This is a genomic window from Calothrix sp. UHCC 0171, assembly GCF_034931845.1.
In the GTDB taxonomy this organism is placed as follows: domain Bacteria; phylum Cyanobacteriota; class Cyanobacteriia; order Cyanobacteriales; family Nostocaceae; genus Brunnivagina.
On the sequence record NZ_JAYGHN010000076.1, the window covers coordinates 1 to 11676 of the forward strand.

Annotated in this window: 12 protein-coding genes and 1 pseudogene; 9 read left to right on the top strand and 4 right to left on the bottom strand. The window is 38.7% G+C overall.

The features are described from left to right. The coding region (locus tag VB733_RS26485; protein ID WP_323343037.1) for an NB-ARC domain-containing protein at positions 1-1984 on the bottom strand (1984 nt) is incomplete at its 3' end. Positions 1985-2336: 352 nt separating this feature from the next. Here VB733_RS26485 and VB733_RS26490 point away from each other — a divergent pair. Beyond that, positions 2337-3239, top strand: a complete 903-nt coding sequence (locus VB733_RS26490) for a pyridoxamine 5'-phosphate oxidase family protein (RefSeq protein WP_323343038.1) — start codon at positions 2337-2339, stop codon at positions 3237-3239. 385 nt (positions 3240-3624) lie between these two features. Here VB733_RS26490 and VB733_RS26495 read toward each other — a convergent pair whose 3' ends face one another. After that, positions 3625-3744, bottom strand: coding sequence for an AraC family transcriptional regulator (locus VB733_RS26495; protein ID WP_323343039.1), 120 nt, complete (start codon positions 3742-3744; stop codon positions 3625-3627). A 248-nt stretch (positions 3745-3992) separates the two neighbouring features. Between VB733_RS26495 and VB733_RS26500 the strand changes: the two genes are divergently transcribed. The 3 genes from VB733_RS26500 to VB733_RS26510 all read left to right on the top strand — a co-directional run bounded on the left by VB733_RS26500 (position 3993) and on the right by VB733_RS26510 (position 6904). After that, positions 3993-4772, top strand: a complete 780-nt coding sequence (locus tag VB733_RS26500) for a MinD/ParA family protein (RefSeq protein WP_323343040.1) — start codon at positions 3993-3995, stop codon at positions 4770-4772. Between the two features lie 34 nt (positions 4773-4806). Continuing rightward, positions 4807-6195: an AAA-like domain-containing protein gene (locus VB733_RS26505; RefSeq protein ID WP_323343041.1), complete on the top strand. Its 1389-nt coding sequence runs from the start codon at positions 4807-4809 to the stop codon at positions 6193-6195. 103 nt (positions 6196-6298) lie between these two features. Then, complete coding sequence (locus VB733_RS26510) at positions 6299-6904, top strand: cupin (RefSeq protein WP_323343042.1); 606 nt, start codon at positions 6299-6301, stop codon at positions 6902-6904. Between the two features lie 142 nt (positions 6905-7046). Here VB733_RS26510 and VB733_RS26515 read toward each other — a convergent pair whose 3' ends face one another. After that, positions 7047-7913, bottom strand: a complete 867-nt coding sequence (locus VB733_RS26515) for an anti-sigma factor (protein ID WP_323343043.1) — start codon at positions 7911-7913, stop codon at positions 7047-7049. Further along, a complete protein-coding gene (locus tag VB733_RS26520) occupies positions 7906-8508 on the bottom strand; it encodes a sigma-70 family RNA polymerase sigma factor (protein ID WP_323343044.1) in 603 nt (200 codons plus the stop codon). Before VB733_RS26520 ends, VB733_RS26515 begins: the two co-directional genes overlap by 8 nt. Before the next feature lie 398 nt (positions 8509-8906). Between VB733_RS26520 and VB733_RS26525 the strand changes: the two genes are divergently transcribed. From VB733_RS26525 to VB733_RS26545, 5 genes and pseudogenes are all read left to right on the top strand, one after another. Beyond that, a complete protein-coding gene (locus VB733_RS26525; RefSeq protein WP_323343045.1) occupies positions 8907-9449 on the top strand; it encodes a TlpA family protein disulfide reductase in 543 nt (180 codons plus the stop codon). 33 nt (positions 9450-9482) lie between these two features. Next, positions 9483-10334 (top strand): cytochrome c biogenesis CcdA family protein, encoded by an 852-nt coding sequence (locus VB733_RS26530; protein ID WP_323343046.1) that lies wholly within the window; start codon positions 9483-9485, stop codon positions 10332-10334. A gap of 100 nt (positions 10335-10434) precedes the next feature. Further along, complete coding sequence (locus tag VB733_RS26535) at positions 10435-10776, top strand: thioredoxin family protein (RefSeq protein WP_323343047.1); 342 nt, start codon at positions 10435-10437, stop codon at positions 10774-10776. A 44-nt stretch (positions 10777-10820) separates the two neighbouring features. Then, entirely contained in the window at positions 10821-11474 is a 654-nt protein-coding gene (locus VB733_RS26540) for a peroxiredoxin-like family protein (protein ID WP_323343048.1), read from the top strand. After that, positions 11471-11676, top strand: a pseudogene (locus VB733_RS26545) (hypothetical protein); the annotation flags it as partial. The gene VB733_RS26540 and the pseudogene VB733_RS26545, both read left to right, overlap by 4 nt.

Consider the following 11676-nt stretch of genomic DNA (forward strand, 5'->3'; position numbering starts at 1 on the left):
TTTCATGATGGTGTCCAGTGAGGGTTTTAATGCAAATACCATCGCTAACGTTCCATAATTTAATTTGCTGGTCAGCACCACAGCTTGCTAACATTTTCCCATCGGGATTAAAAGTGACAAAGCGAACCCAGTTATTATGACCTTGACAAATTAATAGTAACTTACCTGTTTTTACTTCCCAAATCCGCACATTACAATCAGTATCACAGGTTGCTAAAAGCTTTCCATCTGGACTAAAGGTAGCAGATAAAATATTACCTAAAGTTTCTGTAAATACACAACGAGATAAATCGGAATTAGAAAAATTCACATCATGCAAATGTACACCTTGTAGGTATGCTTGCCATAATGTTAAATCCGAAAAATCCCAGCCGCTCATATCAATTTGGGCTTGGTGTAATAAATTCACGGAATTACCACCGATATACCCGGTTTCTGTTCGTGTTTTTCCTTGTAAACTGCTAAGAACTTCCTGAAGACAATTAGCAATATTTTCTAAACTCCCCAGTTGATTTATTAATTGATTAATTACAGGTTGCAAAATCAGATTGATTTGAGTTTCCCGAACATAATCTTTAGCCTGTGCTTTCATCAAAGCATGACTTGCAAACAAACAAATGTCTTGATTAACTATTTCCTCAGATATTTTCTCGATAATTTGATTAATCACATATTCCATCACTACAGGTTGCTGAGTAAAACCACCACTGGTTTTTTCTAAAAAAGAACGTCTTTGCAAAGAAGAAAGAGATTCTAATAAATCACTGGGGTAAATATAACTCACAAAATCTGTTTGTAACTCCGATAAAGAAATCGGTTCACGATTAATTGCCACCCAAAACATGATTGTTTGTTCTAACTTTGTCAGACGATAGAACTGTTGATTAAGTAAGTCTCGAATATCATCAAAAATAAACGTACTTTCTTGGGAAATTTCTAAAAATTGGCAAACATCACTATCAAAAAAATCGTGAATAGAAGACGCAACAATCTTTAAAGCCAGAGGATTACCACCATACTGAGAAATTAAAGCTTGCCATTCTACCTCTGAAGCCCTAAACTGACCCTTAAGAGCAAATAATTCCCGTCCTTCTGTTTCCGTTAAACCTGTTAATTGTAAAGAACGCACAGGTAAACTTTCCCCTTCATACCTTGCTAAACCTTGGGGTTTTTCCCTAGAAGTGAGAATTAAACAACTTTGATGGAAAGTTTCCGCTACACATCTTAATAATTCCCCATACCCCTCATATCCCGCTTGATACTTACCCGTGCGATCGCCTGCTTGTAAAATTGACTCCACATTATCTAAAATCACTAAACAGCGTCGAGAACGCAAAAATTTTAATAACAGGGAAATTTTGCCATTCAAACTACTAGGTAAACTGCTTTCCTGTTGTCCCGACAAAAACTGAATTAATTCTGCCAAAATATCTTCAATTGGTGGTGCATTCCGCAGACTTCGCCAAATTAAACAGCCAAAATCCGACATTTTAATTACTTCTTGCCCCAATTTGACCGAAAGCGTCGTTTTTCCAATTCCCCCCATCCCCAACAAGGTGATTAAACGACACTTTGCTTGCACCACCCATTCCTGGACTTTCCGTATTTCCCCCTGGCGACCATAAAAAATTGACACATCGGGAGCATCACCCCAATCTGTAATAGGAGTGGGGGAGAGAGGGAGAGGGGAGGAAGGAGAAACTAGTTTTTCTGGCTTATTTTCTGCAACCTCTTGCCAATTCAACCCCAAAACCTGACAATAAGCTTTAAAAGCTTGAGCATTAATGGGATTTTTCCCAGCTAGAAATCTTTTCCAAGTCCCCTCGGAAATCCCTACAGCCAGAACACCTTGTTCTTGCCAAGAAACACCCAAAACCTCACTTGCTGACTCTAACCAGCGAAAATCATCCACAGACCAACAGGAAGCAATTCTAGCTTGCTTGATAATCGTGATTCCGACGGTCGAAGCTTTGAGAGTTGCCACTATTTACGATAACCCTGTACTTGCAAAACTTTCTGATTCAGCTGTTCCGCATTTAAGTTGTGTACTCAATGCGTTGATAGTTGGCTGCTGACGGAGAACCCAGTCAATTAAATCCGTTTGAACTTAGTATAAATATCCCAGAACTCAAACCGGAATTGCAATAGCACATTCATAAAAATTTGCCTAGATCAGTTTCATTTGTTGAAGCGATCGCCAAACTGATCTGGAGTCACTCAGGTGACATCATCGAAAATTGACAATAATACTCACACTCACCCATCCCAAATCCATCTTGAAAATTTTGCTGAAACCATAAAACTAAGCGCAACTATCCACAAAATCCAAAATTCCCATGTCTTTCCATTCCGGAGAAATCGCAGTCCAGACCCAAGCAGGGAAACGGGAAGAAGCACAAAAGCTGTGTAGTGTAATCAGCAACTTGATTAAACCAGCAGCACAGGAATTTCTACCCACGCAACAATTAGCGATCGCCAGTACAGTTGATATACATGGTCAAGTCTGGGCATCTTTATTAACAGGACAACCTGGTTTTATCCAAGTTTTAAACCAACAGACCCTACAAATCAGTTTAGATGCTAGTCTTACACCCACTGACCCACTGTACCAAAATCTGCACCACAACCAAAATATTGGTTTATTAGTGATTGACTTATCAAATCGTAGGCGATCGCGCTTCAATGGCAAAGCTGAGTTAGACTTAAATGGTATAAAAATACACGTTGTTCAGACATTTTTTAACTGTCCCAAATACATCCAAACCCGTCACATCGAAAAAGCAGTAACTGAATCCAGAGAACAATCACAAACTTTTACTAGAGAAACTTTAAGCGTAAAACATCAAAATTGGATAACCCAAGCAGACACATTTTTCATTGCTAGTTTTCATCCCCAAAGTGGTACAGATGCTTCCCATCGAGGAGGATTTCCGGGATTTATTCAAGTCTTAAATCATCGCCAATTATTATTCCCTGATTATGCGGGAAATAATATGTTTCAAACCTTCGGGAATTTACTGATAAATCCCCACGCAGGGTTATTATTTATCGATTTTCAAACAGGTAATATCTTGCAAATTACTGGGAAAGCAAAAGTGATTTGGGATGCAGACAGATTAAATGAATTTACAGGAGCAGAGCGTTTAGTTGAGTTTGAAATTGAACAGGTATTAGAAACTAAAAATGCTACACCTTTACGTTGGCAATTTGGGGAATATTCCCCAGCTAATCCTGGATAAACTCTTGATCCGCATTTCCCACATATCCCCTGATGCGGAAGTCGTCACTTCATCAACACATTCGCTGTAATCTTTACCCAGTTTCAATCTGATTGGTATATCGGTATATTATTTAATTGCAAGTCCCATAGCTTGACTGAAAGCCATATCTGGAATTTTTATATCCAATCTCAGTATTTAAATGCAAACTTATTTACTAACACTAAAAGTAAAAACCAGCTTTTTTCTCAATGTAAATACGCAAATCCAGATATTTTAGTTTCCATAATTACTAATTTTTAAGCTGGAGGGCAAGTGGCTTGTCAAGCTATCTCATATTTCGACACCGATTGATGTAAAAGCAAACAAAAATTAATCTTATGGGCTGGCACTAATTTCATCGCACTTATTTCATCGCACTTATTGGTGTTGTCCCTGTAAATTGGCGAAACTGTTTGCTCAAATGGCTGTGACTGCTAAACCCACAATCGAGCGATCGCTTTGTTTTAGCAATAGTTTCGCCCAATCCAGAAAGAAAAACTTACAGTTCACATCAAAAAATCTACTCGAATGTATAGTTCACAAAAATGCAGTTTTGTCAAGGTCACTTTTCAAATCCATCAGCACAGCAAAACTGATCTTTCAGGAGGTAGGGCGATCGCACCATACTAGTAAACTAGCTAGTGGTTCATCTCATCTGTTCCAGTTTTCAATCATTTCTGTTTTTTAGAGTAATGGACTACTAGGAATGTCAATTCTGGTATGAAAAACATTATGTCTAAAATTATCTCGATACATTCCTTTCGGGGTGGAACTGGTAAATCAAACCTGATAGCCAATTTAGCAGTATTAATTGCACTCCAAGGAAAGCGAGTAGCAATAGTTGATACTGACTTACAATCACCTGGTATCCATGCCTTATTTAATATTGATAATCAGAGACAAACCTTAAACGACTATTTGTGGAATCGTATTTCCATCACTGAGGCTGCCTACGATATTAGTGATTATATTCTAAATCAGCAAAAAGGTCAGCTTTTCTTAATTCCTGCCAGTATCAATCCTGAAGATATCGCCAAAATTCTCAGCGAAGGCTACAATGTGAGTCTGCTCAATAGTGGATTTCGGCAATTAATTCAAGAGCTTAATTTAGACTATTTATTTATTGATACCCACCCCGGTTTAAGTCGAGAAACTTTATTATCTATAGCCATATCTAACCTATTAATTATAATTTTACGTCCAGACCGCCAGGACTTTCAAGGAACTGATGTAACGGTGAATATCGCCCGTCAGTTACAACTGAAAAATATAATGATGACTATCAATAAAACACCGATAAATATAGACTGGGATGAACTCCAGCAAAAAGTCGAAAAAAACTATAATTTTCCAGTATCAGGTATTTTCCCACTCTCCCCAGAAATGGCAGAATTAGGTAGCAAGGGGATTTTTTCTTTGCAATACCCTGACCATTATTTTACCCATCTCTTACACAAATTTGTAGATAATGTTATCCAAAAATCTCGGCTACATGAAGAAATTTTAATTTAAGTTAATTGTTTTTATAAAAAATGGAGGGATAGCTATGATCGAAATTATGAAAGAAGACGCGATCGCCTTTGAATTAGCTCTAAAAATAGCAGATGCAGCAGTCTTTGGCAAAATGCAAAGACACCTGAAAAATATTGAAATAGCTGTTCTCAAAGGGGCATTATCAGGACAAAAATATGACAAAATAGCAGACGATTGCGGTTATGCTCCTGAATATATTAAACATGATGTAGGTCCGAAACTGTGGCAAATTCTGTCTGTAAGTTTAGGGGAAAAAGTTAGTAAAAATAATTTAATGGCAGTTTTAGCACAACGAGCATTTGCCGAATCTGAAGGGATGAAAGAAACATCAGCAATATCCTATTTACCATCCCCCCCATCTAAACAGACAGAATTAGAAGCACCAGTAGGGTTAATCGCATTAGAATCACCCTTATACATTGAGCGTCCAGGGGTAGAATCACGCTGTTATGAAGAGATTACCAGACCAGGAGCATTAATTCGCATTAAAGCACCCAGTCAAATGGGTAAAACATCCTTGATGGTAAGAATTTTAGCCCATGCCAAACAACAGAATCAAGTCAATACAGTTGCACTCAGTTTACAACGAGCAGAACGCAGCATTTTTAACGACTTAGATAAATTTTTACGGTGGTTTTGTACCTCTATTACCCGCAAATTACAACTGCCCTATCAAGTCGGAGAATACTGGAGTGATACCTTTGGCAGTAAAAGTAATTGTACCGCCTATTTTGAAGACTGTTTACTACCAAATCTGAATGGGATTTTAGTATTAGCATTAGATGACATTGACGAAGTATTTTTACATCCAGAAATTGCCGATGATTTCTTTACCTTACTTCGTTCTTGGTATGAGGAAGCAGCCTACGGGGATAGTGGTAATCCTCATTGGCAAAATCTCCGACTAATTATCATCCATTCCACAGAAGTTTATATCCCCTTAGATATTAACAAATCCCCCTTTAATGTCGGTTTAGCAATTGAATTGCAAGCATTTAATCTCTTACAAATAGTCGATTTACAACAACGCTATGGACTGAATTTATCTGAAAATGAATTATCAGAACTGATGCAACTTATCGCTGGACATCCATACCTAATACAACAAGCTTTATACCATCTCGCATCTGCTAATTTGACTTTACAACAGTTAATTAAAACTGCCGCAACAGATGCCGGTATTTATTGCAATCATCTACATCGATACTTACGAAATCTACAGGAACATCCCCAATTAGCAGCAGCATACGAACAAGTTATCAAATCATCAAAACCTGTTGAATTAGAACAATTGAGTGCATTTAAATTACATAGTATGGGTTTGGTAAAACTGCATGGGAATCAGGTTGTACCTAGTTGTGAGCTATATCGACGGTATTTTGAAGCACGTGTAGAAATGTGAAGGCAAGCTCTCAGGGATTTAGTTTATATTAGCAATATTCGACATAAATATTTTCGACATAAATTTATCCATATGCGTAATAATTGTTGAGTTTTGAAAAGATATGGTAACTCAAGATTGGTTAGTGACAGATGACGGCAAGTGTCAACCCTGGGAAGAATCGGCAGATAATCTAGAATTATCGACAAGAAAATATCGACTCTATCGATTTTTAACAGATATCGAAGATATCCTTTATAAATTTAACAGCGATCGCGATCGGCTCCAAGCAATTTGTCCACTAGTGCGGCAATTATTAACCAGTTCGGAATGGTTGCAAGGTGAATATCTTGAACCCGATCCAGAAACAGGTTGGTCGGTACTCACACTCTATGATGAACCGGATTTTCCTTTGACTGTGCAGACAGTTGCATGGTTGCCAGGAATAGTATCACCAATTCATAATCATGCTACCTGGGGAGTTGTCGCACTGATTAGTGGAGAAGAAAAAAATACACTGTGGAGACGGACTGATAATCAAGGGGGTATTGAAAAAGTTGGCGAAATTATTTTAACTCCAGGAGAAATTATTAGCTTGATGCCAGATGCTATTCACAGTGTTGAAGCACTTGGTGAAGAACCGACGATTAGCTTCAATTTGTATGGCGAAACAAACTACGAACAGCGATTTGAATTTGATCCAGTCACCTGTAGTGCGAAAAACTTTTGATCGTGCTTTTAGTTATAGCAGGAAGCTCTTAAATATTAACAGGTTTGAAAGTTATTTTAGTCTGGTTTTTCCGATAAATCGATGTTCAGCAGCACATGATTGCCAAATTTAATACTTTCAAATCATTAGTCGTGTGATTGATTTAAATCTGCGAACTTTGCATGACTACAGTTCCCGTAGGACGAGCTACATTAGGGTCTTGTTCTAATGTGACAATTAAACCAGAAAATTTGGGGTGGGAAAATTCTTGGTACATTTGCTCTGTAAATGGTAACTCATAGGAAGCAGTTCCCCAGGAATAGGGTTTGACTTGACCACAAGGAAACTTTCTGTCAGCCACAATAGTCCACAGTAGATAAACATTTCCCGGAGGTGGAGCGGGAAGATTTTGGAACACCATCACTGCTTTTTGTTTTTGGGAATTGATCACTATGCTTCCCGAAGCGTTATCTGGAATATTATTTTTAGAATTAACTGCTTCAAAGGTAAATAAACGAGTTTGGGAATTTTGCAGGAGATTTTTCACCTCTTGAATTTGGGCAAAATCCTGGCGTAATTTTTGATTTTCGGTAATCGCACCACTTAAATTTTGCCGTAATCGATAATAATCTACACCCAAAATTACAACAAACAATGCGGCGATACTACCAGCAATTTGTGTCCATCGTCGAGATATTTTTGGTATTACTAAATAATTGGTTTGTGTAGCCGGAATATCATTAATATTGACGATATTTTCTGATTGTTCTGTTTGGGAAATATGACGCGGTAACGCCATTTCTTCAACTTGCAAAAGAATTTTTGGTAATAAATATGCGGGTGGTTCCACCTCAACGAAACCATCTACCACCTGTCGCAAAACTTCCTGCAAATCCTCAACTTCCGTAATCAGTTCGGGGTGCTGATTAAGTAACAACCTAAATTCCTCAGCTTCTTCCGGGGTGAGGTCATCCACAACAAACCCCGCAGCCAAGTTTTTGATATATTCAGAATCGAAAGATTTATTCATATGCCAATAAATCAGAATCTAGTAAAATCTGTTTGAGTTTTAATAATCCTTGACGGGTGCTGGTTTTGACTGTACCAAGGGGAATATCCAGTTGTTTAGCAATTTCCGATTGACTCAATCCCTGGTTATAAGCTAGCTCAATTACCCGACGTTGCTTGTCTGGAAGTTGGTGTAAAGCATGATTAACCCGTTGCGATCGCTCTGCATTGCTTACCTGTTCCACGGGTGTCGGTTCGGGTGTTGTATCATTGCTCATAGTTCCTACTTTTTCCACAAGTTTGAGTTGTCTGGTACGAGCGCGAATTTTGTCGATGGCACGCGATCGCGTTATCGTGATTAAGTAGCGGACAAAAAAGCGACAATCGGGATTAGTAGATGCTTTTCGCCACAGTGTCAGAAAAATTTCCTGGGTTAAGTCCTCCGCTTCCTGGGGATTTGCCAAAATCTTCAGTGCTAATCCATACACCAAACGACCGTGACGATTAAACAAAACACTTAATGCAGAAGCATCGCCATTTTTGAGCGCCACAAACAAAGCTTCATCGGTCACATCGGTAAGCCCTGTTAAATTTGACTGGGGGTGTTTAGGCTCCATGCGATTTTTAACCCATGTCTAAACTAATACAGTCGTCCGTTTTGCATATTTCTTCTGTCATCACCTCGCTCCACAACGCACACAGAGATATTTTCACGTAAAAAAGCCGTCTATATAATATGACGACTGGAGAAGGCGATCGGATTTAGTGTTATCTGGGGATATTTGATTTTAAAGAAACTTAATAATTAATTATATATTGTCATTGCGAGGAACGAAGCAATCGCAAGATTCTCAGGTTTTCAAAAGAACAATTCCGTATAAACCCCCTATTTGGTTGGTTAAACAGAATTTTTGTTGAATTAAATCCGATCGCGCTCTTCGGTCGTCTTAGTAAATAGATGCAATTCGAGTTATCTCGAAAAAACATTTTGCCGTACAACCATTAAGAAGCAATCATGTTCAAAAATAGCAAATTTTTACTCAGTCTACTGTGTTTAAGCAGCCTGGTTTTGACAGTATCTTGCACCACCACAAAATCAGACAATATTTCCCAAAATCAAGCCGCACCATCGACTACAGAAGTTGCTCAAGCTGACCCCTGTGCTGGAAAGAAAGACCCCTGTGCTGGTAAAAAATTAACTTCCGTGGGAGGACCTCTTGCACAAGAACTTCAGGGTAAACCTGTTTTAGTAGATGTATATGCAACTTGGTGTGCTGGTTGTAAAAACATTGCACCCACCTTGTCCCAATTGAAACAGGATTATGCAGACAAGGTTAACTTTGTCGTCTTGGATGTCACCGATAAAGCTAAGGTTCAAGAGACACAAGCTCAAGCTGAAAAACTGGGTTTAAGTAAATTCCTGGAGGCTAACAAGAGTAAAACCAGCACAGTAGCGATTGTTGACCCGGCAACTGGAAATATTTTAACCATGTTTAAAAATAATCCCAACAAAGCTGACTACACCAAAATACTTGATGCTGCTTTAGCCCAAAATTAGCCCCTATCTCTTCATGGCTCAAGGGAAATTATTATGAAACAAATATCTCAATCATCCACCGAGCCAAGTCCTGCTCGACGTTCTAAAATCTCAAAAAAGTGGCTGTTTTATGGTGGATTGGGGTTAATATCCCTGATTTTAGTTATTACCCTCGGACCTGTAATCAGCCATCCAGTAGAAAGGCTAATTTCCATTGTCGAAAACCGCTACCAACAATGGTTTGATCAACAGGATACCGCCAATCCCTTTGTCTTGTTACCATTAGCATTTGCAGGTGGTGCGATCGCATCTGTATCTCCTTGTATTCTCGCACTTTTACCTGTCAATCTCAGCTATATCGGTACACTCAAAATCAAATCCCGTTGGGATGCTTTTAGTAAAGCGGGTTTGTTTGTTTTGGGTGCGGTGACTATTTTAAGTCTATTTGGCTTGGTATCTTCCTTTGCGGGAGCCGTAATGGTGGAGTACCGTGGCTATATTAATATTGTTGTCGGCTTAATCATGGCTGTGATGGGTCTGTGGTTAATGGGTGTGGTAAATATTCCCTTACCGCAGATGAATGTAAATCTTCCCCAAGCTGGACCATACGGAGTCGGTTTGACCTTTGCGTTGGTGAGTTCCCCCTGTGCAAGTCCGGTGTTATTTGCGGTGTTAGCATCAGCAGCAGCTACGGGTTCGCAGATATTGGGTACGCTGACAATGGTTAGTTATGCGCTTGGTTATACCCTATTAATTTTTCTGGCAAGTTTATTTACAGGATTGGCAAAACAAAGTAATAAGTTGTTGCAACATTCTGAGGGAATTATTCGCTTTGGTAGCGTCGCCCTGATTTTAACTGGTGTGTATTATCTGCTTACAGGAACTCAGTGGTTTTTCGGAGGCTAAAGAATTTTGGATTTATTCAACAAATTAGCTTATCCTATCTCTTTTCAAGAATTGAACGATATATCAATTTAGTATTAATTGAATCAAAGGAGAAACAATAATGTCAGAATTAACCAACTCAATTTTTAGTCAAGGACGGGATTCTCTAGAACAGTTGCAGCAACAATCACCTCATCCAATTTTAGTTAAATTTGTCGTCCCTCACTGCCCTGGTTGTAAAACCCTTGCCCCAATTCTTGAACAACTAGTCAATCAACATAGTAGTGAAATACATATGGCGACAATCGATATGGCTGAAGAACCAGAATTGGTAATGGAATTAGGTGTACGCAGCGCTCCCACTGTGGTGCTTTTTCAAGGAGAGAAAGTTGCAGAAAAAATTGCTGGGTTAAAGCCAAAAAAACTCTATGCAGAAGCGGTAGAAAAGATTCTCCGAGCTTAAGATAATTATAGTTTTCCCATTCCTCAAATAATTAGGAGTTGTTGATGAATTTAACTGAAGATTTAGTCAATTTAGCAGTGCAAATGGAATCACAAATGCCAGCAGAAGTCAAAGTATTGATGGAACAAGCAGCCATCGATTTGCTCAATTCGGGTATTAGCGATAATTCTCTGAAAGCAGGAGACAGGATACCAAGTTTTGCCTTACCAAATGCGATCGCTGAATTAGTTAATATTCACGAGCTACTCAAATCAAGTTTATTAGTAATTTCCTTTTATCGGGGAGGATGGTGTCCCTATTGTAATTTGGAACTGCGAGCATTACAGCAAGCACTACCGCAAATTAAGGCTTGTGGGGGAACATTAGTGGCTATTTCACCCCAAACCCCGGATAATTCCCTTTCAACAGTTGAGAAAAATGAATTGACTTTTGCAGTATTAAGTGACATTGGTAATCAGGTTGCGCGTCAATTTGGCTTAGTATTTACAATTCCAGAAGCACTTCGTCCCATTTATCAAGGATTTGGTATTAATCTACCTGCAAGCAATGGGGATGAAACCTTTGAGTTACCCATACCAGCAACTTATGTAGTCAATACTGATAGTGTAATTGTCCATGCTTTTGTTAACCCCGATTATACACAAAGACAAAATCCGGAAGAAATCATCACAATTCTTAAGGAGATTACAACACTATGAAACCCCATTATCGAGTAGCCATTTTTGGTTCCGCACGACTCAAGCAACAAGACCCAGAATATATTGATGTGTTTAATATTGCCCAAGGATTAGCAAAATCGGGATTTGATATTATCACAGGAGGTGGACCAGGTTTAATGGAAGCAGCGAATGCTGGACATAAAAGCCTTGGGTCGGATGTATGTTCTATTGGATTGAATAA

Excerpts from the sequence above, each read along its gene's own strand:
- VB733_RS26490 (WP_323343038.1), top strand. The coding sequence starts at position 2,337 with ATGTCTTTCCATTCCGGAGAAATCGCAGTCCAGACCCAAGCAGGGAAA.
- VB733_RS26500 (WP_323343040.1), top strand. The coding sequence starts at position 3,993 with ATGTCTAAAATTATCTCGATACATTCCTTTCGGGGTGGAACTGGTAAA.
- VB733_RS26505 (WP_323343041.1), top strand. The coding sequence starts at position 4,807 with ATGATCGAAATTATGAAAGAAGACGCGATCGCCTTTGAATTAGCTCTA.
- VB733_RS26510 (WP_323343042.1), top strand. The coding sequence starts at position 6,299 with ATGGTAACTCAAGATTGGTTAGTGACAGATGACGGCAAGTGTCAACCC.
- VB733_RS26515 (WP_323343043.1), bottom strand. The coding sequence starts at position 7,913 with ATGAATAAATCTTTCGATTCTGAATATATCAAAAACTTGGCTGCGGGG.
- VB733_RS26520 (WP_323343044.1), bottom strand. The coding sequence starts at position 8,508 with ATGGAGCCTAAACACCCCCAGTCAAATTTAACAGGGCTTACCGATGTG.
- VB733_RS26525 (WP_323343045.1), top strand. The coding sequence starts at position 8,907 with ATGTTCAAAAATAGCAAATTTTTACTCAGTCTACTGTGTTTAAGCAGC.
- VB733_RS26530 (WP_323343046.1), top strand. The coding sequence starts at position 9,483 with ATGAAACAAATATCTCAATCATCCACCGAGCCAAGTCCTGCTCGACGT.
- VB733_RS26535 (WP_323343047.1), top strand. The coding sequence starts at position 10,435 with ATGTCAGAATTAACCAACTCAATTTTTAGTCAAGGACGGGATTCTCTA.
- VB733_RS26540 (WP_323343048.1), top strand. The coding sequence starts at position 10,821 with ATGAATTTAACTGAAGATTTAGTCAATTTAGCAGTGCAAATGGAATCA.